25 protein-coding genes are annotated in these 26,233 nt (G+C 64.2%); 10 read left to right on the forward strand and 15 right to left on the reverse strand.

Annotated features, from left to right (window positions below):
* Positions 1–49: 49 nt before the first annotated feature.
* The gene (locus tag NGR_RS25645) at positions 50–538 is read left to right on the forward strand and encodes a MaoC family dehydratase (protein WP_012709399.1); all 489 of its coding nucleotides are present in this window, start codon (positions 50–52) and stop codon (positions 536–538) included.
* A gap of 275 nt (positions 539–813) precedes the next feature.
* Here NGR_RS25645 and soxG read toward each other — a convergent pair whose 3' ends face one another.
* The 4 genes from soxG to NGR_RS25665 form a co-directional block, all read right to left on the reverse strand.
* On the reverse strand, positions 814–1,362 hold the full coding sequence (gene soxG, locus NGR_RS25650) for a sarcosine oxidase subunit gamma family protein (RefSeq protein ID WP_012709400.1): 549 nt from the start codon (positions 1,360–1,362) through the stop codon (positions 814–816).
* On the reverse strand, positions 1,355–4,348 hold the full coding sequence (locus tag NGR_RS25655; protein WP_012709401.1) for a sarcosine oxidase subunit alpha: 2,994 nt from the start codon (positions 4,346–4,348) through the stop codon (positions 1,355–1,357). Before NGR_RS25655 ends, soxG begins: the two co-directional genes overlap by 8 nt.
* Entirely contained in the window at positions 4,345–4,686 is a 342-nt protein-coding gene (locus NGR_RS25660; RefSeq protein ID WP_012709402.1) for a sarcosine oxidase subunit delta, read from the reverse strand. The genes NGR_RS25655 and NGR_RS25660 overlap by 4 nt, the downstream gene beginning before the upstream one ends.
* A 69-nt stretch (positions 4,687–4,755) precedes the next feature.
* Positions 4,756–6,009 carry a sarcosine oxidase subunit beta family protein gene (locus NGR_RS25665; RefSeq protein WP_012709403.1) on the reverse strand — a complete coding sequence of 418 codons (1,254 nt, stop codon included), beginning with the start codon at positions 6,007–6,009 and terminating at the stop codon, positions 4,756–4,758.
* 331 nt (positions 6,010–6,340) lie between these two features.
* On the opposite strand from NGR_RS25665, the gene rpsU reads away from it, so the two are divergent.
* The 4 genes from rpsU to NGR_RS25685 all read left to right on the forward strand — a co-directional run bounded on the left by rpsU (position 6,341) and on the right by NGR_RS25685 (position 9,823).
* A complete protein-coding gene (rpsU, locus tag NGR_RS25670; RefSeq protein WP_012709405.1) occupies positions 6,341–6,553 on the forward strand; it encodes a 30S ribosomal protein S21 in 213 nt (70 codons plus the stop codon).
* A gap of 251 nt (positions 6,554–6,804) precedes the next feature.
* Positions 6,805–7,692 (forward strand): tetratricopeptide repeat protein, encoded by an 888-nt coding sequence (locus tag NGR_RS25675; RefSeq protein WP_012709406.1) that lies wholly within the window; start codon positions 6,805–6,807, stop codon positions 7,690–7,692.
* A gap of 157 nt (positions 7,693–7,849) precedes the next feature.
* Positions 7,850–8,323 carry a DUF992 domain-containing protein gene (locus NGR_RS25680; protein WP_012709407.1) on the forward strand — a complete coding sequence of 158 codons (474 nt, stop codon included), beginning with the start codon at positions 7,850–7,852 and terminating at the stop codon, positions 8,321–8,323.
* Positions 8,324–8,602: 279 nt separating this feature from the next.
* Positions 8,603–9,823: an adenylate/guanylate cyclase domain-containing protein gene (locus NGR_RS25685; RefSeq protein ID WP_012709408.1), complete on the forward strand. Its 1,221-nt coding sequence runs from the start codon at positions 8,603–8,605 to the stop codon at positions 9,821–9,823.
* 169 nt (positions 9,824–9,992) lie between these two features.
* Here the strand turns inward: NGR_RS25685 and NGR_RS25690 are convergent, their stop codons facing one another.
* From NGR_RS25690 to NGR_RS25715, 6 genes are all read right to left on the reverse strand, one after another.
* Positions 9,993–11,393, reverse strand: coding sequence for an NAD(P)(+) transhydrogenase (Re/Si-specific) subunit beta (locus NGR_RS25690; RefSeq protein ID WP_012709409.1), 1,401 nt, complete (start codon positions 11,391–11,393; stop codon positions 9,993–9,995).
* A 9-nt stretch (positions 11,394–11,402) separates the two neighbouring features.
* Positions 11,403–11,813: an NAD(P) transhydrogenase subunit alpha gene (locus NGR_RS25695; protein WP_012709410.1), complete on the reverse strand. Its 411-nt coding sequence runs from the start codon at positions 11,811–11,813 to the stop codon at positions 11,403–11,405.
* Entirely contained in the window at positions 11,814–12,962 is a 1,149-nt protein-coding gene (locus NGR_RS25700; RefSeq protein ID WP_012709411.1) for a Re/Si-specific NAD(P)(+) transhydrogenase subunit alpha, read from the reverse strand. It abuts the gene before it with no gap.
* A gap of 262 nt (positions 12,963–13,224) precedes the next feature.
* The gene (locus tag NGR_RS25705; RefSeq protein WP_012709412.1) at positions 13,225–13,449 is read right to left on the reverse strand and encodes an aa3-type cytochrome c oxidase subunit IV; all 225 of its coding nucleotides are present in this window, start codon (positions 13,447–13,449) and stop codon (positions 13,225–13,227) included.
* A 248-nt stretch (positions 13,450–13,697) separates the two neighbouring features.
* Positions 13,698–14,474 (reverse strand): N-acyl amino acid synthase FeeM domain-containing protein, encoded by a 777-nt coding sequence (locus NGR_RS25710; RefSeq protein WP_012709413.1) that lies wholly within the window; start codon positions 14,472–14,474, stop codon positions 13,698–13,700.
* 166 nt (positions 14,475–14,640) lie between these two features.
* The gene (locus tag NGR_RS25715; RefSeq protein ID WP_012709414.1) at positions 14,641–16,950 is read right to left on the reverse strand and encodes a putative bifunctional diguanylate cyclase/phosphodiesterase; all 2,310 of its coding nucleotides are present in this window, start codon (positions 16,948–16,950) and stop codon (positions 14,641–14,643) included.
* Between the two features lie 399 nt (positions 16,951–17,349).
* Between NGR_RS25715 and NGR_RS25720 the strand changes: the two genes are divergently transcribed.
* Positions 17,350–18,105, forward strand: coding sequence for a gamma-glutamyl-gamma-aminobutyrate hydrolase family protein (locus tag NGR_RS25720; RefSeq protein ID WP_012709415.1), 756 nt, complete (start codon positions 17,350–17,352; stop codon positions 18,103–18,105).
* On the opposite strand, the gene NGR_RS25725 is transcribed toward NGR_RS25720, so the two are convergent.
* From NGR_RS25725 to NGR_RS25735, 3 genes are all read right to left on the reverse strand, one after another.
* Positions 18,106–19,068 carry a 2-hydroxyacid dehydrogenase gene (locus NGR_RS25725; protein WP_012709416.1) on the reverse strand — a complete coding sequence of 321 codons (963 nt, stop codon included), beginning with the start codon at positions 19,066–19,068 and terminating at the stop codon, positions 18,106–18,108. It lies immediately after the preceding gene.
* Between the two features lie 69 nt (positions 19,069–19,137).
* Positions 19,138–20,160, reverse strand: coding sequence for a LacI family DNA-binding transcriptional regulator (locus NGR_RS25730; protein WP_012709417.1), 1,023 nt, complete (start codon positions 20,158–20,160; stop codon positions 19,138–19,140).
* A gap of 99 nt (positions 20,161–20,259) precedes the next feature.
* The gene (locus NGR_RS25735; protein ID WP_012709418.1) at positions 20,260–20,763 is read right to left on the reverse strand and encodes a MarR family winged helix-turn-helix transcriptional regulator; all 504 of its coding nucleotides are present in this window, start codon (positions 20,761–20,763) and stop codon (positions 20,260–20,262) included.
* Between the two features lie 113 nt (positions 20,764–20,876).
* Between NGR_RS25735 and NGR_RS25740 the strand changes: the two genes are divergently transcribed.
* The 3 genes from NGR_RS25740 (at position 20,877) to NGR_RS25750 (ending at position 24,002) form a co-directional block, all read left to right on the forward strand.
* Positions 20,877–21,668: a creatininase family protein gene (locus tag NGR_RS25740; RefSeq protein ID WP_012709419.1), complete on the forward strand. Its 792-nt coding sequence runs from the start codon at positions 20,877–20,879 to the stop codon at positions 21,666–21,668.
* 113 nt (positions 21,669–21,781) lie between these two features.
* Positions 21,782–22,873: a CobW family GTP-binding protein gene (locus NGR_RS25745; RefSeq protein ID WP_012709420.1), complete on the forward strand. Its 1,092-nt coding sequence runs from the start codon at positions 21,782–21,784 to the stop codon at positions 22,871–22,873.
* A gap of 139 nt (positions 22,874–23,012) precedes the next feature.
* Positions 23,013–24,002, forward strand: a complete 990-nt coding sequence (locus NGR_RS25750; RefSeq protein WP_012709421.1) for a WD40 repeat domain-containing protein — start codon at positions 23,013–23,015, stop codon at positions 24,000–24,002.
* Positions 24,003–24,155: 153 nt separating this feature from the next.
* Here the strand turns inward: NGR_RS25750 and NGR_RS25755 are convergent, their stop codons facing one another.
* On the reverse strand, positions 24,156–24,602 hold the full coding sequence (locus NGR_RS25755; RefSeq protein WP_012709422.1) for a glyoxalase superfamily protein: 447 nt from the start codon (positions 24,600–24,602) through the stop codon (positions 24,156–24,158).
* Between the two features lie 264 nt (positions 24,603–24,866).
* Here NGR_RS25755 and NGR_RS25760 point away from each other — a divergent pair, with 264 nt between their 5' ends.
* A complete protein-coding gene (locus tag NGR_RS25760; protein ID WP_012709423.1) occupies positions 24,867–25,502 on the forward strand; it encodes a LysE family translocator in 636 nt (211 codons plus the stop codon).
* A gap of 118 nt (positions 25,503–25,620) precedes the next feature.
* Here the strand turns inward: NGR_RS25760 and NGR_RS25765 are convergent, their stop codons facing one another.
* The gene (locus tag NGR_RS25765; protein WP_012709424.1) at positions 25,621–26,211 is read right to left on the reverse strand and encodes a GNAT family N-acetyltransferase; all 591 of its coding nucleotides are present in this window, start codon (positions 26,209–26,211) and stop codon (positions 25,621–25,623) included.
* Positions 26,212–26,233 lie beyond the last annotated feature (22 nt).

A 26,233-nucleotide genomic window follows, 5' to 3' on the forward strand; every position in this document is an offset into this window, starting at 1 on the left:
CCGGCCGGCCTATAGATCGTTAGGGAGGCCGCTGGTTCAGGACAAGCACATGCCGCAAGACATTTCACTTTCCGAGGTAAGAGATCTGATCGGCAAAGAGATCGGCGTATCCGACTGGATCACCGTTTCCCAGAAGACCATCGACAATTTTGCCGAGGCGACGGGCGACTTCCAGTTCATCCACACGAATCCCGAGCGCGCGGCGGCCGAAACGCCCTTCGGCGGCACGATTGCGCACGGTTTCCTGTCGCTCTCGCTGCTCTCGGCAATGAACTACAATTGCCTGCCGAAGATCCGCGAGCAGACGATGGGCATCAATTACGGCTTCGAAAAGGTGCGCTTCATGGCGCCCGTCAAGAGCGGCGCACGGGTGCGCGGCCGCTTCACCATGGCCGATGCCCGCTTCCGCGGCGCCGGCATGCTGATGATCACCTATGACGCGACCGTGGAGGTCGAAGGCGAACGCAAGCCGGCCCTGACCGCCGTGTGGCAGACGATCATCCAGTTCGACCCGAACGACCGGCCGGCGGATGCCTGAGGCCGGGCCGGCCGAGACCGTCCGCGGTGCATTTCGCGCCACAAGTCGGCCGAAAGCACTTCGAAAAGAAATTTGCCCCTCTCCTCGGGTTTAACCCGAGGACTAACCCTCTCCCGTAACGACGGGGAGAGGGTACTTAGGCGGGTGCGGCAATACCCTTCGCCCCGCTTGCGGGGAGAAGGTGCCGGCAGGCGGATGAGGGGTGAACGTCAAGCAGGCGGCAAAAGAAAAAGCGGCAGATCGCTCCGCCGCTTCCAGTTTAAAAGTACGCCGCTTCAATGCGCGGCGTCTTCAGCGCCTTCCGAAAGCAGGCCAAAGACGAAGGGTGAGAACGACCGCCAGCATTCGAGGCGGAAGGTATCCTCCGCGGTGCGGAGGAGAACGATCTCCGCCTTGCCGAAGACGGTGCGCGAGCAGGCGCCGACCGGGAAAAGGCCGAGCGACAGGTCCTGCGGGCAGCCGCTGTTGATCGCCACTTCCGCACCCGGTCCTCTGACGATGATCGCCGTGTTGCGGTGCGAGACGTCGACGGCCGAATGCAGGGCGCCGCTGGATGCGGCGGCGCCCATCAGGTCGGCACCGTCCTCGTCGATCACCAGCCACTCGTCCGGACCAAGCCAGAGCGCATGGCGGTTGCCGCTCGACGCCGAGGTCTTCGGCCTGAGCGGAAGCGTCACGCCGAGGGCGGCAGAGAGCGCCGGAACCGCGTCCTGGCCGGCGCGCAGCGAGATACGCGAGGCGGGTGCGGCCGGCGTCAGGATCGCCGCGTGCGAGCCGCCCCTGAGGCCGGCGAGCGGAGTTTTGCGAACTGCCTGGTCAGCCATGGAGGCGACCTCCTTCCTTGTCAAAGAACACCATGTCGCTCACCTCGACGGCGATCGTCCGATCGGCCATCGGTACGTAGAGCGTCTGTCCGAGCCGCGCCTGGCCGCCGGCAACGACCGCCATCGCAATCGAGCGGCCGCAATTCGACGACCAGTAGGACGACGTCACATGGCCGAGCATGGTCATCGGTTTCGGTTCGTTCGGGTCGGCGACGATCTGCGCGCCTTCCTCCAGCACCACCTTCGGATCCTTGGTGAGGAGGCCGACGAGCTGCTTGCGGCCGTCCTTGACGAGGTCGGGCCGCTTCAGGCCACGGATGCCGACGAAATCCGGCTTCTTCTTCGAGACCGCCCAGGAAAGCGCAGCGTCATGCGGCGTGAGGGTGCCGTCGGTGTCCTGGCCGACGATGATGTAGCCCTTCTCGGCGCGCAGCACGTGCATCGTCTCCGTGCCGTAGGCGCAGGCGCCCATCGGTTCGGCCCTGGCCCAGATCGCCTCCCAGACCGCCTGGCCGTAATCGGCCGGCACGTTGACCTCGAAGCCGAGCTCGCCGGTGAACGACATGCGGAACAGCCGGGTGGGCACGCCGCAGATGCGGCCTTCGGCAACGCTCATATGCGGGAAGGCCTCGTTCGACAGATCGATGCCTTCGACGAGCGGTGCGATGATCTCGCGCGCCTTCGGGCCCTGCACGGCGATGACGGCCCATTGCTCCGTCGTCGAGGTCAGCCATACCTTGAGATGCGGGAACTCGGTCTGCAGATAGTCTTCCATGTGGTGCAGGACGCGCGGCGCGCCGCCGGTCGTCGTCGTCACATGGAAGCGATCCTCGGCCAGCCGGCCGACCACGCCGTCGTCATAGACGAAGCCGTCGTCGCGCAGCATGATGCCGTAGCGGCAGCGGCCGGGCTTCAGATTGTCCCAGGCATTCGTATACATCAGGTTGAGGAACTGGGCGGCGTCCGGGCCGACCACCTCGATCTTACCGAGCGTCGACGCGTCGAAGACGCCGGCCACTTCGCGGACCGTCTTGCACTCGCGGGCGACTGCCTCATGCATGTCCTCGCCCGCCTTCGGATAGAACCAGGCGCGTTTCCAGTTGCCGACATCCTCGAACTCGGCGCCCTGCGCCTCTTCCCAGGCATGCATCGGCGTCTTGCGGGCCGGATCGAACAGGCTGCCGCGCGAGTGATTAACGATCGTGCCGAAGGTTATCGGCGTATAAGGTTGGCGGAAGGTCGTCAGCCCCACTTCCGGGATGCCCTTGCCGAGTGCTTCGGCGGCAATCGCGAGCCCGTGCATGTTGGAGAGCTTGCCCTGGTCGGAGGCCATGCCGTTGGTGGTGAAGCGCTTGATATGCTCCACCGAATGCATGCCCTCGCGCACCGCAAGGCGAATGTCCTTGGCGCAGACGTCGTGCTGGAAATCGATGAACGCCTTGACGGTCGTGTCCGGTCCCGCCCCTTCGGCCGCGCCGATCATGCCGCCGGTCCATTCGAAGGCGTTCTGACCGGTAAGTGCGACCTGCTCGCCGCCTTCGGCGCCGGCAGCCCGGGCGGCCAGCTCGCCGGCGGCAAGCGCCTCGTCGATGGTCGCCTGAAGGTCGTCGGTGCCGTTGCAGGTGCCGATCGACAGGCAGTCCTGCGCGTAGGTGCCGGGCAGGAAGCGCTCCGTCTCCGCGTCGAACTTCACCTTGCCGCGCGACTGCGAGAAGAGGTGCACCGACGGCGTCCAGCCGGCCGAGACGAGCAACGCATCGACAGGGATCTTGCGCGCCCCGCGGCCGCCGTTGCGGGCGACGGTAATCGAGGCGATCCGAAGCTTGCCTGTCGTGTTGACGACGGAGTGGCCCGTCAGCACCTCGATGCCGAGATGTCTCGCCTTCTCCAGCACCGCTTCGCCCGGCTGCTCGCGGCAATCGACGATCGCCGCAACCGCGACGCCGGCCTTCCTGAGGTCGAAGGCGGCCTCGTAGGCGGAGTCATGCGCCGTGTAGATGCCGACCTTCTTACCGACCGCGACACCGAAGTGGTTGAGATAGGTGCGGCCCGCCGAAGCCAGCATGATGCCCGGCCGGTCGTTGTTGGCGAAGACCATGTGGCGCTCGATTGCGCCGTTGGCGAGGATGACCTTCTTGGCGCGCACCTGCCAGAGCCGCTCGCGTGGCAGCGCCTTGTCGACAGCGGCGAGATGGTCCGTCACTCGCTCCACGAGGCCGACGAAATTATGGTTGTAGTAGCCGAAGGCCGTGGTGCGGGTCAGCACCGTCACGTTGTCCATCCCGGCCAACGCCTTGCCGGTCTCCTGCGCCCAGACATAGCCCGGCTTGCCGTCGACGACCGTTCCGGTGTCGTGGTGGAGTGCACCCCCGACTTCCGGCTGTTCGTCGCAAAGGAAGACCTTCGCGCCGGCCTTTGCCGCGGCGAGTGCGGCCGCAAGACCGGCGACGCCGGCGCCCACCACCAGCACGTCGCAATGGACGTAGCGGCTGGCGTAGTGATCCGGATCGGGCTCGGTCGGCGCGACGCCGAGACCGGCCGCCCGGCGAATGAACGGCTCGTAGAGGCTGTGCCACGCCGCCTTCGGCCACATGAAGGTCTTGTAGTAGAAGCCGGCGGCGAAGAAGGGCGACAGAAGATCGTTGAAACCGCCGACGTCGAAGGCAAGCGACGGCCAGCGGTTCTGCGAAGAGACCTTCATGCCGTCGAAGACTTCCTGCACGGTGGCGCGCACGTTCGGCTGCCGGCGCGCTGCGTCACGAGAGACGTCGAGCAGCGCATTCGGTTCCTCCGCACCGGCGGAAAGAATGCCGCGCGGACGGTGATACTTGAACGACCGGCCGACCAGATGGATGTCGTTGGCGATCAGCGCCGAGGCGACCGTGTCGCCCTCGAGCGCCGTCAGCGTGCGACCGTCGAAGGTGAACCTGGCGGTGCGGGCCGGCGTCAGGCGTCCCGCACCCGAAATGCGATTGACGCCGCTCATTGCGCTGCTCCTTCCAGGGCCTCGTAGGTCTCGACCGTCGCGGCCGTCTTCGGCTGCGCATCGAGATCAGGCTTCGGCTCGCCGGCCTTGTAGGTCGTCAGGAACCGGTCGCTGACCGTATCACGGGCCGCGTTGAAGAAGCGGCTGCAGCCGTGAATGTGCCGCCATCTCTCGAAGATCACGCCCTTCGGGTTGTCGCGCAGGAAGAAATAGGCTTCGAATTCTTCGTCGCTGATCTCGGCGATATTGGTCGGACGGACGATGTGGGCATCGCCGGCATTGCGGAACTCGAGCTCGGAGCGCTCTTCCTCGCAGTAGGGGCAGTAAATCAGAAGCATCTGGAATATCCTCGCATTAGAGCGCCGCGCCTTTGACAGAAGGCGCAAAGGTCGCTCTATCCTTCAACTCTAGTGCGCTACGGCGGCAGCTGCCGCCTCGTCGATGAGCCGCCCGGTGCGGAAGCGCTCGAGCGTCAGCCCCGCAGAGAGCCTGTGCGGCTCCCCGCGCGCGATGAGATGGGCAAAGAGATTGGCCGAGCCCGGCGTCGCCTTGAAGCCGCCCGTCCCCCAGCCGGCATTGAGATAGAGGCCGGGGACCGGCGTCACGCCCTGGATCGGCGAGCGATCCTGCGTCACGTCGACGATGCCGCCCCATTGCCGCATCATCTTGACGCGGCGGAACATCGGGAAGAGCTCGCAGATCGCGTCGAGCGTATGGGTGATGATCTGCAGGCCGCCGGTCTGCGAATAGGAATTGTACTGGTCGGTACCGGCGCCGATGACGAACTCGCCCTTGTCCGACTGCGAGATATAGGCATGCACCGAGTTCGACATCACCACGCAGGGGAAGATCGGCTTCAAGGGTTCGGAGACCAGGGCCTGCAGCGGCTGGCTCTGCAGCGGCACGCGCACGTCCGCCATCTGCATCAGCACGGAGCTATGGCCGGCCGCGGAAATGCCGACCTTCTTCGCGCCGATGAAGCCGCGATTGGTGTCGACGCCGGTGACCCGGCCGGTTTCGTCGCGGCGGATGCCGGTCACTTCACAGTTCTGAATGATGTGCACGCCGCGGTCGGACGCCGCGCGGGCATAGCCCCAGGCAACGGCGTCGTGGCGCGCCGTGCCGCCGCGCCGCTGCAGTGCCGCACCGTTGATCGGGTAGCGGGCGCTCTTGGCGATATCGAGCGGCGGACAATAGGCTTTTGCCTGTTCCGGCGTCAGCCATTCGTTGTCGATGCCGTAGAGCCGGTTGGCATTGATGTGCCGCTTGAAGGACTGCTGGTCGTGGATGTTGTGCGACAGCATCATGACGCCGCGCGGCGAGTACATGACGTTGTAGTTGAGGTCCTGCGACAGGTTCTCCCAGAGCTTCAACGAATGCTCGTAGATGTCCATGCTCTCTTCATAGAGATAGTTGGACCGGATGATCGTCGTGTTGCGGCCGGTATTGCCGCCGCCGATCCAGCCCTTCTCGAGCACGGCGACATTGGTGATGCCGTGCTCCTTGGCAAGATAATAGGCCGCCCCAAGGCCATGCCCGCCACCGCCGATGATGATCACATCATATTGCGGGCGTGGTTCCGGCGAGGCCCAGTGGGGGCCCCAGCCCTTGTGGCCCCGCAATGCCTCGCGCGCCACGGCGAAAACAGAATATTTGCGCATCCGCCTGCTACTCCATGAACCCCAAAAAATGTTCTGTCGGCGTTAGAAATCGCAAATCCGGTGACGGCGCAACGTTTCTTTTGCGACGCGATCCGGCGGACTTGGGTGGACTTGCGACACAGGCGACAAACCGACGCTGTTGCTCGACGCCCGGTCTTCCTGCCGGCGGAGGCGCAAATTTCCCTTGAGCCCGATCTCGCCGCTGGACTTTCAGCCGATGATCTGGTATCCGCTCCTCTAATCGTAGAGCTTTCGGCTCAGCGAACGCAGACTTATTGCCTCCCAAACCTGATGGTGAGGCTGCCAACTCGAACAAAGGAACGGGATTCACGTGCAGGTACTTGTCCGCGATAACAATGTCGATCAGGCGCTTCGCGCACTCAAGAAGAAGATGCAGCGCGAAGGCATTTTCCGCGAAATGAAGATGCGTGACTTCTACGAAAAGCCGTCCCAGAAGCGTGCGCGCGAAAAGGCTGAAGCCGTCCGCCGCGTTCGCAAGCTGGCCCGCAAGCGCGCACAGCGTGAAGGCCTTCTGGCCCGCTGATTGGTCGTTTTTTCGACGTTTTCCAATGTAATTTGTGGCGGGGGCGAGGCATCGCCGCCGCCATTTTGATATGGACACCCTGTCCGTCGGCAGTCTAGCGTGACTGCCGCATCAGCTGGCGACGGTTCAGCCGCCCGGAAACAAGGCCGGACGGTTCGCCCGAGGCGCTCATAGAGCCCCCGGAGCCCCCGCGCCTTCGCCGCTCTCCGTAAAGGAAAGCACTGGGACCTTGTCGCTTTGAGGGATCGACTTTGACACTTGCTGCCATGACTGCGGACGTCTCCGGTTTCACCATCCAAGAGGCGCGCCGCCGCCACCAGCGCAATCCGAAGCTTGCCGCTATGCTGATACTCGGCTCGGCCCTGCTGCTTGCCGGATGCCAGACCGACAACGCCTCCGAATCGATGATCCGTGTTGAACGAGCGCAGGGCTCGGAGGAAAACATCGCCTCGCTGTCGAGCGTCATCGCCTCAAATCCGAGCGACCCGGAAGCCTACAACGTGCGCGGCTCGGCTTACGGCCGCGCCGGTGAATTCCGCCGGGCGCTTGCCGATTTCGACCAGGCGATCAAGCTCAACCCGAGCTTCTACCAAGCCTATGCCAACCGCGGGCTCGTGCATCGCAACATGGGCGACCAGCAGGCCGCCCTTTCCGATTACAATGCCGCACTGCAGCTCAATTCGAGCTATGACGTAGCCTATATCGGCCGCGGCAATCTCTATCGCCAGGCCAACCAACTCGACAACGCCTTCAACGATTTCAACAAGGCGATCCAGCTCGACACCACCGATCCCCGCGCCTACCACAATCGCGGCCTGATCTATCAGGCACGCAATGATCATGCCCATGCGATCGAGGATTTCTCGACGGCAATCTCGCTGTCGCCGAGTTCGGCCGAGCCCTATAACGGCCGCGGCATTTCCTATGTGGCACAGGGCGACGACGACAACGCCTTCTCGGATTTCAACACGGCCATCAACCTCAACGGCAAGCTGGCCGAATCCTGGGCGAACCAAGCGCTGATCTATGAGCGTCGCGGCGAAAAGGCCAAGGCGCAGAAGTCCTATTCGCACGCGCTACAGCTCGATCCGAAATACGAGCCGGCCCGCGCCGGGCTTGCCCGCGTCAAGGCAACCTGACCCCCAATCCCGTTCCTCTCCGTCGAGGCGCCCGCGGCACTGTCGCGGGCGTTTTGTTTGCCGGCCCACGACATTGTGCGAGCCCCGGCCGACCGGCGATTGCGGAACCAACACGAGCGCAATCTGTTTGGCTATGACGTAAACATGGAGATCAGCCATGATCAAACAGTTCCTTCTTGCAGCGGCCGCCCTTGCGGCCCTTTCGGGGGCGGCCTCCGCTCAAAACTACGTGGCGCTCGGCCGCCTGACCTGCGGTTCGGAAGGCGGCACGGGGCTTATCATCACCTCCACCAAGAACCTGATGTGCACCTTCAAGCCAGCGGATGGTTCGCCAGGCGCAGTCTATGCCGGCAGGATCACCAAGATCGGCATCGATATCGGGTCGACCGGCAAGACCGTGATGATCTGGGATGTGCTGGCGAAAACCGGCACCCCGTTCACCGAACATGCGCTGGCCGGCGAATATGCCGGTGTAGGTGCCGACGCCAGCTTTGCCGTCGGCGGCGGAGCGAAAGTCATCGCCGGCGGCACGAACAGGGCCTTCATGCTGCAGCCGATCAACGTCCAGGTCCAGGAAGGCCTGAACGTCGCGCTCGGCATCGATCATCTCGTGCTGGCGCCGGCCGGTTGACCGTCGTAGGCGAATGAATTGTGGAGGCCCCGCCGGGGCCTCGCTCGGCTCACTTCACCCGCAGTCCTCCTGTTCTTCGACATCCAGATTGCAGCGACTTGCGCGCCGGGGCAAGGCGCGCCACTCTTGCTGTTGGTCACTACAGCGCCGCGCGCCTTTTCAGGCGCGCAAAGGTCGCTGTAGCACTTTAAATCGCTGCATGTCTTTGTCCTCAGATCGAGGTCGACCTAAGGAGACATGCAGTAGTTGAACCGGCGCGACAGCACGACGGGATATAGGATGAAGGACCAGGCAATCCGCGACATCGTTCTCTGGATGTCGGACGAGGGAATTCGCGGCCTTAAGGAGCAGGACCTTCTCGCGGGCTTCTGCGACCAGTGCCACGCCGCCGGTGTCCACATCGACCGCGCCCTTGGGCTCATCGACACCCTCCACCCGGAGTTCGAGGGCCGCGCCTTTCAGTGGAACACCGAAAGCGATGACGTACCGGACGTCGTGCATTACGGGTCGACGAGCGGCGGCGAGGCACAGGAAAACTGGCAGCGCTCCGTGTTCTTCCACATGCTCCAGGACAACGAAACCGAGCGCCGCATCCGTCTTGCCGAGGAGCCGCATATTCCCTTCACCATGTTCGACAAGCTGAAATCCGAAGGGCAGACCGACTGCTTCGGCCTGATCCATCATTTCACCGACCGTGGCCGCGTCGGACAGATGGATTGCTTCTACTCCTACTGGACGACGAAGAGACGCGGAGGCTTCGACGACGACGACCTCCATGCGCTGCGAACGCTCGTGCCGACGCTTGCGCTCGCCGTGAAGGCGGCCTCCTGCGTCCGCATCATCGGCACGCTCGCAGATGTCTATCTCGGCCAGGACGCCGGTCGGCGGGTGGTCGAAGGCAGCATCGAACGGGGCGCGGCCGAACGCATAGAGGCGGTCATGTGGTTCTCAGACCTGCGCAACTACACGCGCATCGCCGAGAGCGTCGCGCCGGAGGAGGTCATTCCCTTCCTCAACGACTATTCCGGCACGGTCATTGCCGCGATCGAGGACCATGGCGGCAGCGTGCTGAAGCTGATCGGCGACGGGGTCCTCGCCATCTTCAACGGCCGCAAGCCGGCCGACGCCTGCAACGCGGCGATCGCCGCCGAGCGGCAGCTGCGCATCATGCTCGCCGACCTGAACGAGCGACGGCTCGAGGAAGGAAAACCGACCACGGACGTCTATCTCGGGCTGCACATCGGCGAGGTCTTCTATGGAAACATCGGCAGCCAGAACCGGCTCGATTTCACCGTGGTCGGCCCCGCCGTCAACGAAGTGAGCCGCATCGTCTCGATGTGCCGCTCTGTCGAACGCCACGTCATCATGTCTTCGGAATTCGTCGAGGCCTCCCCGGCCGCGCATCGCGCCAATGCCGTTTCGCTCGGTCGCTTCGCGCTTCGCGGCGTCGCGAGGGCGAAGGAGCTCTTTACCTGGGATCCGGAGATTACGGGCGGTTGAGGCTATTGAAGCTTTGGGCACGTCTCCGAGCGCTGCAGCCCTCTCCTCGGCTGCGGACCGCACGCGGGGAGAGGGGACTTCAGCGGGTGCCGCGAGTCCCCTTCGCCCCACCTGCGGGGAGAAGGTGGCCGGCAGGCCGGATGAGGGGCCGACGCGAAGCGCCATCCGCTCAGTGGTTGATCGCCTTGACGATCTCCTCGGTGACCTTCTTGGCGTCGCCCAAGAGCATCATCGTGCCGTCCTTGTAGAACAGCGTGTTGTCGATGCCGGCATAGCCGGAGCCGAGCGAGCGCTTGACGAACAGGCAGGTCTTGGCCTTGTCGACATCGAGGATCGGCATGCCGTAGATCGGCGAGCTCTTGTCGTCGCGCGCCGCCGGGTTGGTGACGTCGTTGGCGCCGATCACGTAGGCGACGTCGGCCTGGGCGAATTCCGAGTTGATGTCCTCGAGCTCGAACACCTCGTCATAGGGGACGTTCGCCTCGGCCAAGAGCACGTTCATGTGGCCGGGCATGCGGCCAGCGACCGGGTGGATGGCGTATTTGACGTCGACGCCGGCCGCCTTCAGCTGGTCGCCCATTTCACGCAGCGCATGCTGGGCCTGCGCCACCGCCATGCCGTAGCCGGGCACGATGATCACCTTCGAGGCGTTCGCCATCAGGAAGGCGGCATCGTCGGCAGAGCCCTGCTTGACGGTGCGCTGCACGCCGTCGTCGCCGCCGGCTGCCGCCGTCTCGCCGCCGAAGCCGCCGAGGATCACCGAGATGAACGAGCGGTTCATGCCCTTGCACATGATGTAGGAGAGGATCGCACCGGACGAGCCGACCAGCGCCCCGGTGATGATCAGCGCCAGGTTGCCGAGCGTGAAGCCGATGCCGGCCGCCGCCCAGCCGGAATAGGAGTTGAGCATCGACACCACCACCGGCATGTCGGCGCCGCCGATCGGCACGATGATCAGCACGCCGAGCGCCAGCGACAGAAGGACGATCGCCCAGAAGTCGAAGTGGCTTTCGGTCAGCGCCAGGCCGACGATGAAGAAGACGATCAGCGCCGCCAGCCCCAGATTGATCAGATGCCGGTAGGGCAACAGGATCGGCTTGCCGGACATGCGGCCGTCGAGCTTCAGGAAGGCGATGATCGAGCCGGTGAAGGTGATCGCGCCGATCGCCACGCCGAGCGCCATTTCGACGAGCGCCTGGGCGTGGATCTCGCCGACCGCGCCGATGCCGTAGGAGGACGGCGCATAGAGGGCGCCGGCGGCGACCAGCACGGCGGCCAGCCCGACCAGCGAATGGAAGCCGGCGACGAGCTGCGGCATCGCCGTCATGGCGATGCGCTTGGCGATATAGGCGCCGGCGCCGCCGCCGAGCGCCAGGCCGGCGACGATCATCAGCAGGCCGCCGATCGACGGTCCGGCGAGCATGAGCGTCGTGACGATGGCGATGCCCATGCCGATCATGCCGTAGGCATTGCCCTTGCGGCTGGTGGTCGGATGCGACAGGCCGCGGAGCGCCATGATGAACAGGACGCCGGAGACGAGATAGAGGAAGGCTGCGAAGTTAGCGTTCATCGGCCCGCCTCACTTGTCTTTTTTCTTGTACATGGCGAGCATGCGCTGGGTGACCAGGAAGCCGCCGAAGATGTTGACCGAGGCGAGCACCAGGGCGACGAAGCCGAAGCCGGTGGCAAGCCCGGAAGCGGAGATCCCGACCGCCAGGAGCGCGCCGACGACGATCACCGAGGAGATCGCGTTGGTCACCGCCATCAGCGGCGTGTGCAGGGCCGGCGTCACCGACCAGACGACGTAGTAGCCGACGAAGATCGCCAGCACGAAGATCGCCAGGCGGAAGACGAACGGGTCGATCGCCCCGCCAGTGGCGCCATGCGCCACGGCGCCGGCCGCATCCGGCACATATTCGGCCGCCGTCCTGACCGCCTCGACCGCCCGTTCGAGGTCGGTCAGCGCCTTGTCCAGAAGTTCGTTCGCCATTTACTTGTCCCCCCCGTTCGCGCCGCCGAAGGCCGGATGCACCACGGCGCCGCCGTGGGTCAGCGCCGTCGCCTTGGCGAGCTCATCCTCCATGTTGACCGCCAGGGCCTTCGTCTCCTTCGAGACCATCGTCTCCAGGAAGGTGACGAGGTTCTTGGCGTAGAGCAGCGAGGCGGAGGCGGCGATGCGGCCCGGCACGTTGAGGTGGCCGACGACCTTGACGCCGCCAAGGTCGACGACCTTGCCGGCTTCGGCGCCTTCGACATTGCCGCCGCGTTCGACGGCGAGGTCGACGACGACCGAGCCCGGCTTCATCGCGTCGAGCATGGCGCGGGTGACGAGCCGCGGCGCCGGCCGGCCGGGGATCAGCGCCGTGGTGATGACGATGTCCTGCTTGGCGATATGCTCGGCGACCAGCGCCGCCTGCTTGACCTGGTAATCCCTCGACATTTCCTTGGCATAGCCGCCGGCCGTCTCGGCCGCCTTGAACTCCTCGTCCTCGACGGCGATGAACTTGGCGCCGAGCGAGGCGACCTGCTCCTTGGCGGCGGGGCGCACGTCGGTGGCCGACACCATGGCGCCGAGGCGCCGCGCCGTGGCAATCGCCTGCAACCCGGCGACGCCGGCCCCCATGACGAAGATCTTCGCCGCCGGCACCGTGCCGGCCGCCGTCATCATCATCGGCAGGGCCCGGTCGTATTCGTGGGCCGCGTCGATCACTGCCTGGTAGCCGGCAAGGTTCGCCTGGCTGGACAGCACGTCCATCGACTGGGCCCGGGTGATGCGCGGCATCAGTTCCATGGCGAAGGCGGTCAGCCCGGCCGCCGCCATCGCGGCGATCGCCGCGTCGTTGCCGTAGGGGTCCATGATGGCGATGACGATCGCCCCGGACCGGTAGCCGCCGATCTCCTGCTCCGTCGGCCGCCGCACTTTCAGGATCACGTCGGCGCCCTGGGCATCGGCGGCACTGCCGATCCGCGCCCCGGCTTTCTCGAACTCGGCATCCGGCACCCGCGACCCGAGGCCGGCACCGGCCTCGACGACCACGTCGAAGCCGAGCGACTTCAGCTTCTTGACGCTTTCGACGGAGCCGGCGACGCGTTGTTCGCTCGGATCGGATTCCCTGGTGATAAAGACAATCTGGCTCAATACTCCCCCTCTCCGCCCCGCAACCAGGCCCTCGCTGAATGCGGGTACATGTTCGATTGCCGAGTCGGCAGCACATCAAAGTGCTACAGCAAGACCCGTGCGGATAAAGGCGCGGCGCTGCAGCGACAGGCACTCTTCCTTCGAAGGCGGCGCATGCCCGCCGTCGAAAAGATGTTCCTCACACGGTGAGGGAGACCGGATCGCATCCGGCGACAAAGGCAGGGAGCGTCCCCCTCTTCGACAGGATTGTCAGAGAGGCCGCTCAGCGCAGGAAAAAGTAACCGGCAACGTTGAGGAGGATGAACAGCACGACGGAACTGATGAAGCCCATGGTCGTGAAGAAGCCGGCGGCCATGGCAATCAGCAGGGCGACGCAGAACAGCGTGCCGTATTTCGTTGCGTTGAGAAAGAACTTGTAGGTCTTCTCATGCTCGGAATAGTCCATCGGGGCGCCCGTCTCGGCCGGTCCCGTATGATGCTCTGCCATCTCCAGTTCTCCAGAATGCTATGGCACCGCCTAGGCGGTTCGCTTTGATCCATGATCGGAACCGCTCCGCGACGACACGAGACAGCGGTCCTTTAGCTTTCGCATACACAAAGCAACGGCCCTTCGCAACGAAAACCCGCCCCGCGGCCTGCGGCATAGTCGAACGCCGACGCCGACGAATTGTCTCGGTGTACGCAACGGACGCTCGATGATTTCGGCTGCAGCAATTCAAAGCGCTGTAGGCCGAGTTATTCGCCTGTGGACCTCCGCAAAAAGGATCGGCCCTGGCCCCTCTGCGCGAATCGGGCGGTCGGCAGGATCGTCAGCGGCGCAAACGGCACTTCTTCGCGGCCGCCAAACATCAGGCGCCGCTCGAACGGCTCGGAATCGAAGATCGGGTAACGATCGAGAATGGATGGCCGCTGACCGCGCACCGGCGCGACGAGGAGCGAACCGTCGGCATTGTAGACGCCAAGGTTCTCGCGTCGCTCCACCACGGTTCTCGATCCGAAGATGCGCTTGTAGAAGGCAGTGTGGCGCGGACGGCAGGCGGTCAGGCAGCGGTCGGCGGCAAAATACTCGCAGGCCATCGCCACCGGGCGCAGCGTCAGATAGGGCAAGGCCTTGAGATCGTCGCCGAGCACCTCCGGGTCGACGGCCAGCCGGCCCGGGTCGATCAGCACCATCCCCGCATCCAGGAAGACGTCGATCTCTTCGCCGAAGATCAGCCCGGACGTGCTGACGCGATGGTCCGGCGTCACGTGATGGACGCGCACAGTGCTGACCAGCCTCTCGTCGAGATAGATGCCGAAGACATAGGCGTGGCTGTCGTCGTCCAATCGGTCGATCAGCGTCGAGCCGGTCAACTCCATCAGGTTCACGGCCTTGTAGGCCTTGAACCTCAGCCGTGCGATATCCTCCATGTCCTCGCCACCCTCGACCCGCCGGAATTCGACACGATCGAGAAGCAGCATGAGCTTTTCGGAAAAGCTGCCAGAATCGGCCTGGCCTCCGTTGGCATGCATCGCCCCACCCCATGGTTAACAGGGCGCTAACCTATTGAGGGATTGGCCGCCGGCAACAACAAAATGGCACAAACAGGAATTAACCCTTTGTTAACCTTAACGAAAGGTTAATTGCTGCGACCAGCGGGCGAAACGCGGCATCGGCGCTTCGGGCGGCGGCAACCTCCTACGCAATGTGCGAGCGCGAAGCTTTCGTGGTTCGTTTTCGGACACGCGGCTTGCACAGGTCGCGGATTGCCGAGGCCGGCATCGGCGCCGAAAAGACGAAGCCCTGGATCAGATCGGCACAACGGTGATTGTTGATGAGCTGCAACTCGTCGACCGTCTCGACCCCTTCGACGACCGCTTTGAGGCCAAGGGCGCGAGCGAGATTGACGGCGCTGCGCAGCAGCTTGAAACGACGCGCATCGCCGCGAATGTTGCGGACGAAGGACCGATCGATCTTGATGATCGAGACGGGGAGCGCGTCGAGAGAACTCAGACTGGAATAGCCGGTCCCGAAGTCGTCGATCGCAATGGTCATACCGCGCTCGCGCAGCTCGTCCAGCAAGGACTGGCCCTTGGCCGGTTCGTCCATCAGGCAGCTCTCCGTCACTTCAAGATGCAGCCGGGCAGGATCGAGCCCTGCCTCGTCCAGGGCCTTGCCGACGATTTCGACGATCTGCCTGTCTCGAAGATCGAGGACGGACAAGTTGACCGAAACAGCTACGCCCTGGGGCCAGGTCGAGCAGTCGCGACAGGCCTGCCGGAGAACGAAACGGGTGATGTCGGTGACGAGCCCCATCTCCTCCGCGAGCTGAATGAAGACGCTGGGCGGGACCGGTCCGCGTTCCGGATGGGTCCAGCGCGCCAGGGCCTCGCAGCACTCGACGCGCGATCCGTCCGGCGTATACATCGGCTGATAGGAGACGCTGAGGGCGCCGGAGTTGAGCGCTTCGCGCAGATCGCTCTTGAGCCTTTGCCGATCGAGGTAGCGCGCATCCATCTCGGCTTCGAAGGCGATGCACCCTCCCCGGTCGCGCGATTTTGTCTCCGCCAGCGCCAGATCGGCCTTGATCTGCAGGTCCTCGAAGCGGAAGGCGCTGCGCTTGGCGACGACGAACCCGGCGCTCATGATCATGTAGAATGTGAAGCCGCCGGCCTCGTAGGTGCCGCGCATCCGGGCATGGACATCGCGAATCCGCTCATCCAGGCCGAGGCTGCCTGCCTTGTTGGAGAAGAAGACGACAAACTCGTCCCCCATCAGCCGTGCCGCGATCGCGCCGCTGCCGGCAACCTGCTTGAGGCGTTCGGCAATTGCCTGAAGCAATTTGTCGCCGACCACGTGGCCCCTCGTGTCGTTCACATGCTTGAATTCGGCGATATCGATGAGCAGCAGCCCGACGTCGCGATCTGGCGCAGCCTCGCCAGCGACCGCATTTTGCGCCAGCTCGGCAAGGTAGTCGCGGCTCGGCAGTCCAGTCAGCGTATCGAAACGCACCATCTGCAGAATCTGTTTTTCCGCCTGAACCCGCGCCGTCACGTCCTCGAAGATCAGCACGATCTCGCCGTTGTCGCGCCGGCTCGCCGAAAATTCGAGAAACAGATCCTCGGCTACGGGAACGAGGGCGCGCGACCGCTTTCCCTTGAGCAGGAGGTCGAGCTGGCGAACCATGTTGGCGCTCTTTTCGGCGTCGAGCGACATCTGGCGAGCGGCGCGCTGAAGCACGTCGTCAAGGACAACACCCTTCATGTCCACCTTGCCGCCGAGCTTCAGAAGCTCGCAGGCGCGGTCATTGGCGACGACGATGCGGTTGTCGCCGTTCAGCATGAGCAGGCCGTGCGTCATGTTGTTGAGCGCTGCGTCGAATTGCCCGGCGATCGTCCTGATTTCCCGGGCGGCGAGGACATTGTCGTAGAGAAAGGCGCGTACATTGTTGGCCATCTTCCACGTCGTGAAGATGAACGGCAGGATCAGGACGGCCAAAACGAGCATGTAGGGATCGCGCAGCGCTACAAGGCCGATGACGATCGGCAGGCAGGCCGACGACGATAGCAACAGCACCGCACGCTCGGAGCCGTAGTTCCTGCCGACCAGCGAAATCATCGAGGCAAGCGTCACCGAGATGCAGGCGAGTTCGGAGAACGAATCCTGGCTGACGGCAATGGCGTAGCCGCAGGCGAGGCCGCAGGTGAGCGTGACGCCGATGCCGCCGACGATATACCGGTTTTCCCACCTCCTGACGGCGGCTTGATCGGCACGAGAAAAATCCTGGCGGTCGAAGCGCCGCATGTCGAGGTTGCGAAGAGCCCAGATGATGACAATCGCGATGGCACAGCCAAGATAGAGGGGTTCGGCCGTCTTCAGGAAGACGAGCAGAAAGGTTACGACGTGCGACAGCATGCCGATCACCAACGCCCGGCGATGTTGGTAGAGCGAGCTTACAGACGACAGATAAATGTCCGTCGGAAAAGCGCCCTGTTCATTGCGCGTCATGAACCATGCTCCGGTTTGCCGGATTGTTAGGATCGAGGGTTTAACGAATGATTTCGTCTAACTATCGAATATATCTGCAGAATTGGAAACCAGCGGCAACTCGGTTTTGCCATTCCGGCCAGAGTTTCAACCAGCTCTTGCAGTTTGCCCCGAACAAGGGACGGTTTTTACAACCGCGCATAGGCCCGCTTTAGGAAAATAAAAACCAATTGAACTTTCTACAGCCCTGCGCGAGCACGTTCCTTTCCGAAGGAGATGGTTAGCCGATCTTGAAGAGACGGTTGCAAACGCATGTTCCAAGGCTTGAAGCACTCGCATGTCGCCCGCCTCTCTCGGCAGTTGACTTCGACCGCCCTCTGGCGGCAAGGCTTCTTCGAAACGTTGAAATGGAGTCTGACGATGTCGAAACCTGTCGTTGCCATCCCCTGCGACTTTCGCGAATTCGACGGCAATGTCTGGCACGTAGTTGCCCATCAGTATGTACGTGCCGCCGTCGAGGGCGCGGGCGTCATGCCCTTCCTCGTTCCGGCGCTCGAGACCGGCAACGACATCGACGAAATCCTCGACCGGGTCGATGGCGTGCTGGCCAGCGGCGCCCGCTCCAACGTGCACCCGTCGCTTTACGGCCGAGACGCGACCGACGCGGACGGACCCTTCGACCCAGGCCGCGATGCGACCAGCCTCCCCTTGATCCGCCGGGCGCTCGATCGCGGCGTCCCGCTGCTCGCCATCTGCCGCGGCATTCAGGAGCTCAATGTCGCGCTCGGCGGCACGCTCGCGACGGAAATTCAGGAGCAGCCGGGAATTTCCGACCATCGCAAGCCCGACGTGCCCGATCTCGACATCGCCTACGGCATCCGCCAGGACGTGGTCGTCAAGGAAGGGAGCTGCCTCGCACCCGTCCTCGGCACTGGCCGGATTCGGGTCAACTCGCTGCATCGCCAGGCGATTGCCGCCACCGCACCGCGGCTTGCCATCGAGGCCGTCGCCGACGACGGCACGATCGAGGCCGTGTCGGTCATCGGCGCCAAGGCATTCGCCGTCGGCGTGCAATGGCATCCGGAATATTGGGTGCGGACCGACGCGCCTTCCGCAGCCCTGTTCAAGGGTTTCGGCGATGCGGTGCGCGGCTATCGCAATAGCAAGGCCGAGTAGCTATCGGCTCTCGCGCTCGAACGGCGTCTCAGGGACCGGCGTGAGCGCCTTGCCGGTTGAAAACCAAGCCTTGAGATTGTCGACCACCAGATCGGCCATGGCATTGCGGGTTGCGACCGAGGCGGACGCCACATGCGGCAGCAGCGACACATTCGGAAGAGCGAGCAGCGCCTCGGGCACGTGCGGCTCGTTCTCGAAGACGTCGAGGCCGGCACCGGCGATGACACCGCTCTGCAGCGCCGCGACAAGCGCGGTCTCGTCAAGCGTCGAACCGCGGCCGACATTGATCACCACGCCTTCAGGCCCGAGCGCCGCGAGAACATCCGCATTGATGGCCTTCGCGGTGCTCGACGTCCCCGGCACGATGACGATCAGCGTGTCGACCGCCTCGGCTAGACCCACCAGGCTCGGATAATAGGCAAAGGGCAGTTCCTCGCGCCGGCTGCGCGTGTGATAGGCGATCGGCACGCTGAACGCCTCCAGCCTGCGGGCGATCGCCAGACCGATCCTGCCAAGGCCAAAAAGCCCGACCTTCCGGTTCCTGAGCGAAAGCGGTGACAGCGGAAAGGCGCCGTCGCGAACCCATCGGCCCTGCCGCAACCATTGCTCCGCTTGCGGCAGCTGGCGCACGGTGTTGAGGAGCAGGCCGATCGCCGTATCGGCAACTTCCTCGGTCAGCACATCCGGCGTGTTGGTGACGACGACGCCGCGCGCCGCCGCGCGGGCGACGTCGACGCCGTCATAGCCGACGCCGAAATTGCCGACGATCTCGAGCCGAGGGAAGGCATCCATCAGTTCGGGCGGCAGACGCCCCGAGACGGCGATGCCGGCGACATCCGCCATATCCGCCGTCACCAGCGAAGCATCGGCACGCTCGATCCGTACGGTGTCGAACATCTCAGGCAATCGTTCGAGGATGCGCGGGTTGATCTTGCCGGGCACGAGGATTCTAGGACGGCTCATCGAGGCTTCCTTTCAATGCGTGACGATAATACGGATGCCCCACATCCTGTCCTGACTCGGAGGAAAGGATCAAGCCGTTACGCGGAGAGGGCCGGTCGACTGGCGGATGCGCATTTCCGGCTTGATCAGGTGGATGCCGTCCGGCTCGTGGCTGCCGGAAAGCTTGTCGAGCAGGGCCCGCGCCGCGCTGCGGCCGACCTCCGCCTGACCGTTCCAGACGGTCGTCAGCGCCGGCGTCGCGATCGAGGCCTCCTCGAGATCGTCGTAACCGGTGACCGAAATATCGACGCCCGGCACAAGCCCGGCGCGGGCGATGCCGTTCATCATGCCGATCGCCACCAGGTCGTTCCAGCAGACCACCGCCGTCGGCTTCTGCGGCAGAGACAGGAGATGCACGGCCGCCTCGAAGCCGCCCTGCTTGGAACGGGGGCCGGGGATGCGCAGATCCGGATCGACCTCGATATTGGCCTTGCGCAACGCGTTGACATAGCCCTGATAGCGGTCGCGTCCCGTCGAGGTCTGGTCGGTGCCGCCGACCATGGCGATGCAGCGGTGGCCGAGGCCGATCAGATGGTTGGTGGCGAGGGCGATGCCGTAAGCATCGTCGCCGCGAAAGATCGGCACGTCGAGACCCTCGATCGACCGGGCGATCAGGATCGCCGGCATACCGTTGTCCTCGGCAAGCTGGATGTCCTCCGGCGGCGTGCCGATTGCCGGCGACATGATGACGCCGTCGCCGCCGAGCTGCAGCAGCGTCTCGATGAAATCGCGCTGTTTCTCGACGGAATCGTAGTGGTTGGAAAGGATGAAGGTCTGCTTGTCGCGGTCGAGTTCCGCCTCGATCGCCTTGAGAATCTCGCCGTAGAAGGGGTTCATGATGTCGTGCACGACGACGCCGATGATGCCGGAGCGCGATGTCCTGAGGCTTGCGGCGCGGCGGTTGTAGATATAGCCGAGGGCGCGCGCCTGCTCCTTGATCTTCTCACGGGTGGCAATCGCCACCAGCGGGCTGTCTCGCAATGCCAGGGATACGGTCGCCGTCGAAAGGCCGAGTGTTTCCGCAATTGTCGAAAGCTTGACCTTCTGCGCCACCATGCCCCCCGTTGCCCGTCGATTGTCCCGGCCCGTTTTAAACCCTCTTTAAACTGTTTAAATCACCGCTGCAATCGGGAAGTGCGCTAAACCCGGACGTTAGTTGGCCGCGCGTGCCGCCTGAAGGTTGTTGTCGACCACCCGCAGGAGTTTCAGAAGCGTGCGCACCTGTTTGTCGGTGAGACCGCGCGTGGCGAGCCTTTCGGAATGCTGGCCGGCCTCGGCGATGGTCTGCAGGCGGTCACGGCCCGGAGCCGTCAGAAAGACCTTGGTCAGCCGCGCGTCCCCCTCGTCCGGCCGGCGCTCCAGGAAGCCCTGGGCCTCCATGCGGCCGATCGTGCGCGTCATCGTCGGCGCCTTGACGCCGAGCCTGGCGGCGAGTGCCCCGGCGGTCAGCCCGTCGGTTTCGGCAAGGGCGAGCATGACGCCGTCCTGGCCCGCGTAAAGGCCGCTTTCAACGAGGTTGCGGGAAAGCACGGTGCGCATCGAGCGGGCGGCCTGGACGAGAATCGACGCCAGGTCATGATCGTGCGCTTCGGCAACGATCTCATCCCTCCTCTTGCCGTTCTTGCCCTTCTTTTCGGCTTTGCTCTTCTTGCCCATTGGACCTCCGGCCGAATCCCCTACACTGCCTTTATAGCAATACAGCTTGAGATTACGAACTGTATGACTCAAATAACGATTTTACGACAATCGATGCGGAGGACCGAACAGAAATGTCGCTGCCCAAGCCCCGCTGGGGCCTCAATCCCGCCGACCTCGCTCCCGCCGAGCGCCGGGATTGGATCGCCGTCCTGCCGCTCGGCGCGCATGAGCAGCACGGGCCGCATCTGCCATTCGAAACCGATCGGCTGATCGCCGAAGGCATCGTCGATCGCGTCATTGCGAGGCTGCCGCATGACCTGCCGGCGACCTTCCTGCCGGCCGAGCCCATCGGCTATTCGATCGAACATATGGACGTTGCCGGGACCCGGACGCTTGCCTATGACGAAGCGATCGCGCGCTGGCTCGGCATCGCCGAAAACCTTAGCCGGCTCGGAATCCGCAAATTCGTGATGCTGAACGCGCATGGCGGCAATTCCGCCCTGATGACCATCGTCGCGACGGAAGCGCGGATGCGCTTCGGCATGTTGGCAGTCGCGACGAGCTGGACCCGTTTCGGCCAGCCGGGGGGCTGGATCAGCGCGGAGGACAAGGCGATCGACATTCATGGCGGCGACATCGAAGCGTCGGTGATGCTGGCGCTCCACCCGGACAAGGTGGACATGGCAAAGGCCCGCCAGTTCCCCTCCCGCCAGAGCGAGTTCCAGCGGCGGTTCGAGCATCTGCGTGCCTATGGCCCGCATGCCTTCGGCTGGAAAATGTCGGACCTCAACCCGGACGGCGCGGTCGGCAATGCCGCCGCCGCGACGGCGGAGCGCGGCGAAGCGCTTCTCGGCCATGCGGCGGGCGGCATCATCGAACTGCTTCAGGACGTGCAGGCCTTCGACGTCGGCGAGTTCGGGTGAGCGATCGACGGCGGCGAAAAGGCACGCCGCGCATTTGCGCATCGCTGCGTCATCTCCTATATGAGACCCCAACGCAAGATGCCCGCGGCGCATCGCCAATCCTCGAGGCTCCCATGACCGAAACGACCACGCAGAAGCCGATCCCCGTCACCGTGCTCACGGGCTATCTCGGCGCCGGCAAGACGACGCTCCTCAACCGCATCCTCAGCGAAAATCACGGCCGCAAATATGCTGTCATCGTCAACGAATTCGGCGAAATCGGCATCGACAACGACCTGATCGTCGAATCCGACGAAGAAATCTACGAGATGAACAACGGCTGCGTCTGCTGCACCGTGCGCGGCGACCTGATCCGTGTCGTCGAAGGGCTGATGCGCCGCCCCGGCCGTTTCGACGCGATCATCGTCGAGACGACCGGCCTTGCCGATCCGGTGCCCGTCGCCCAGACCTTCTTCATGGATGACGACGTGCGCGCCAAGACCGAGCTCGACGCCGTCGTTGCGCTCGTCGACGCCAAGCACCTGCCGCTCAGGCTGAAGGACAGCCGCGAGGCGGAAGACCAGATCGCCTTTGCCGATGTGGTGCTGCTCAACAAGACCGATCTCGTCACCCCGGAAGAACTCGAGCGCATCGAAGCGACGGTCCGCGTCATCAATCCGTCCGCCCGCATCTACCGGACGCAGCGCTCCGATATCGATCTCGGCAAGGTCCTCGACCAGGGCGCCTTCAATCTCGAAAAGGCGCTGGAAAACGATCCGCACTTCCTCGACCAGGACGAGCACGACGATCACGTCTGTGGTCCGGATTGCGACCACGACCATAATCATCACGATCACGACCACCATCATGATCATGACCACCATCATCACCACCACCACGATCATGCCCCGTCGCCGATCCACGACGTGACGGTGCAGTCGATTTCGCTGCGCGGCGGCGAGATGAATCCGGACCGCTTCTTCCCCTGGATCCAGAAGATCACCCAGACGGACGGACCGAACATCCTGCGCCTCAAGGGGATCATCGCCTTTGCCGGCGACGCGGAGCGCTATGTGGTGCAAGGCGTTCACATGATCATCGAGGGCGACCATCAGCGGCCGTGGAAGGACGGCGAGAAGCGCGAGACCCGCCTCGTCTTCATCGGCCGCGATCTCGACCGCGAGAAGCTCGAGCGCACCTTCAAGGCCTGTGAAGTCCAGGCATGATCCCGGTAGAGCATCCTGCTTTCAAGTGGAATCACTGAAAGCAGAAAAGATGCTCTAGATTCAAAATACTAGAGCGTCCTTTGCGCGTTCAAATGAACGCGCGGCGCTCTAGTGGTAACCAAGAGAGCCTGACCAACTGATGCCGACCGTCGCTCCGCTCGATCTCGAAGGCCACGTCGTCGGCGTGGCCTTTTTGAAGGATGTTCCCTTTTTCGCCGGAGCCGCCGGCACCATTCACCGCCTCGATCACGGCCACAAGACGACCGAGCTGCACGACGGCCTGCTGTCGCTTGCCTATGACGAGGCAACCGACACGCTGTTGACCGGCGGCGAGGATGGCAAGGTGATGCGTGTTTCGGCCGACGGAACGGCGAGCCTTGTCGCCGAGACGCCGCGCAAATGGATTTCCCAGGTCGCCGCCGGCCCGCAACGGGCGGTCGCCTATGCCTTCGGCAAGACGAGCTACGTCCGCCTTGACGACGGCACCACCAAGGAATTCCCCGAAGAGCGCACCGTCGAGGGCATTGCCTTCGCCCCCAAGGGCCTGCGGATCGCGGTGGCGCGCTACAATGGCGTGTCGCTGCATTGGGTGGGAATGGCCGGCCAGCCGCTCGACCTTGAGTGGAAGGGTGCCCATACTGGCGTTACCTTTTCGCCTGACGGCCGTTTCGTCGTCACCACGATGCAGGAAAATGCGCTGCATGGCTGGAAACTCGATGCGAAGCCAGGGGCCGAGGCGCGGCACATGCGCATGACCGGCTACCCGGCCAAGGTGAAGTCGCTCTCCTGGTCCGCCAAGGGCAAATGGCTCGCCTCCGCGGGCGCCCCGGCAGCAATCGTCTGGCCATTCCAGGGCAAGGACGGGCCGATGGGCAAGGCGCCGCTCGAACTCGGCACCCGCGGCAACACGATGGTGACGACGGTCGCCTGCCATCCGGCCGAGGAGATCGTCGCGATCGGCTACGAGGACGGCATGATCCTCGCCGCCCGCCTCGCCGACAGCAAGGAAGTGCTGCTGCGCCGCCCCGGCAAGGGCGCGATCACCGCGATGGCCTGGAACAGGACTGGCCGCCAGCTTGCCTTCGGCTCCGCCGCCGGCGATTGCGGCGTAGTGGATCTAGCGGGGTAGGCTGCAGATACAATGGCCCCTCTCCTCGGGTTTAACCCGAAGACTAGCCCTCTCCCCGCACGCGGGGAGAGGGAACTTGGGCGGCGCGGCATATCCCTCGCCTGGCGGGGAGAAGGTGGCGGCAGCCGGATGAGGGGCAATCCCCTGCCGTCCTCACCACTCGAGTTCCAGATGCGGCCGCCCGTTCGACGTCCTTTCGACCGTGCGGCCGTTTTCGTCGACGATTGCCGTCACCCGCTGGCGGAAGGCCGAGAAGCTTTCGAAGGTGACGACATCGACCGGCGCGTCGAATTTAAACGTCAGCCGGTAGTGACCCGGCTTCGCGGTCAGGGCCTGGGCTGAGAGGATTTCGCCCGCGAAGGCTTGGCCGAGATAATGACCTTTCACCCGCGCACCAAGCATCCATGGATTGAACGGCGGCCGATTGCCAGCGGCGGCGTGCAGCGTGTTCCAATCTCGATAGCCGTATTGCGCGGCGATCAGTTCGAGGGATTTCGAATGTCCGATCTGCCCGCCTTCGGCGCAAAGCCGGGCGCGTAGGCGCTTGGCCTGGTCCTTCAGCGTGTCCAACGCTGGAAGCGTGCGTAATTCATGCGTCATGACAGGGTCTCCTGCGGTGGCATGCGCTTTTTCGGATGGGTGACCGCATTGCCATCGGTTCGCATGCCTTCGAGGCGTGACCGAGTCGAAAAGAGGGACTTCACCAAAGCTTCAACGCTTGCGGACGGCGGGGGCCCTCGCCCGCCGCCTCCATAGGCGAAGCGGTGTACGCTGTCAAATGCACGCCCTTCCGAATCCGCGCAATTCCTCGTTGCAGCGGGTTCGCAGATATGGAACGACTGTATGACGCGAGAGGAGATTCCCATGAACGAGATGACCATCCTTGCATTTGCCGCCGTCGCCTTCATTGGCATTGCAACGCCGGGTCCGACCGTGCTCTTGGCGCTGACCAACGGGTCGCGCTTTGGCGTTCGCCGCGCTGGCTACGGAATGATCGGTGCGGTGCTCTCGGATTTCGTGCTGATCGGAGCGGTGGCGCTCGGCCTCGGCGCGCTGCTTGCAGCGTCGGAGTTCTGGTTCACGGTGGTCAAATGGCTGGGCGCCGCCTATCTCGCCGTTCTGGGCGTCCAGTTGCTGCGCTCCCGCGGCACGCTCGACATCGCATCGCAGGACGTGCAGGCCGTCGGTCCCGGCACGCCGCGCGCCGTCTTCCTGAAGAGTTTTCTCGTCGCCGTCACCAATCCCAAGGGTTACCTGTTCTTTTCCGCCTTCCTGCCGCAGTTCATCGACCCCGCCCTGCCACAAGCGCAACAATACGCCGTGCTCGCCCTCGTCTTCGCATCGATCGATTTCCTGGTAATGTTCGGCTATGCGCTGCTTGGCTCGCAAGCGGTGCGGTTTCTGAAGCGGTCCGGCGCGATCTGGCTCGACCGGGTGTGCGGCGGTGCGCTGCTGGCGCTTGCCGGATCGCTGGCCTTCTATCGCAGGGCAACCTCTTGAGGGCTCCACGAACGAGCTGCCTTCAACTCGTGAGTACGGTCCGAGAATGACAGCGCTCCCGCCTCGCGACGGGAGCGCTGTTCCTGTCGCCTCCGCAGGGTGAGAGGCGTAAGAAATGTCAGGCGGCGCGCTTGACCGGCGGCAGGGCGAGCTTCCGGCCGCTGGCGACCAGCATTCCGGCCGCCCCCTCGAGCCAGCCCTCTTTCAGTTCGAGCGCCAGGAAGCGGTTGCGCTCGAAGGGGCCGGGCATGACGAGATGCTGGGTGCGCGCGGCGAAGAAGCCGAAACGCTCGTAATAGGCGGCATCGCCGACAAGCAGGATGGCGCCGTGGCCGCGGTTCGCCGCTTCCTCGATTGCCGCACGCATCAGCATGCCGCCGATCCCCTTGCCCTCATGCGCCGGGTCGACGGCCAGCGGCCCGAGGAGCAGCGCCGGGACGGCCTGCCCTTCGCGGGTGACACCGGCCTCGATATCCCAGAGGCGCACGGTGCCGATGGCGTGTCCGTCGACGTCGCGCGCCACAAGGGCAAGGCCCTCGGCCGGCACGCGGCCGCGGCGCAGCTTTTCCGACGACTTCTTGCGGCGGCCGGAGCCCATGGCCCGGTCGAGCAGGTTTTCCCGCGCGACGACATCGCCCGGATTCTCGGCGTCTATAACAAAGGTGGACGGCGCGAAGAACGCGCGCAGGGTGTCAACAACAGCGGCCATCGGGGCCTCCCGTCATCAAAAC

This window comes from Sinorhizobium fredii NGR234 (assembly GCF_000018545.1).
In the GTDB taxonomy this organism is placed as follows: Bacteria; Pseudomonadota; Alphaproteobacteria; order Rhizobiales; family Rhizobiaceae; genus Sinorhizobium; species Sinorhizobium fredii_A.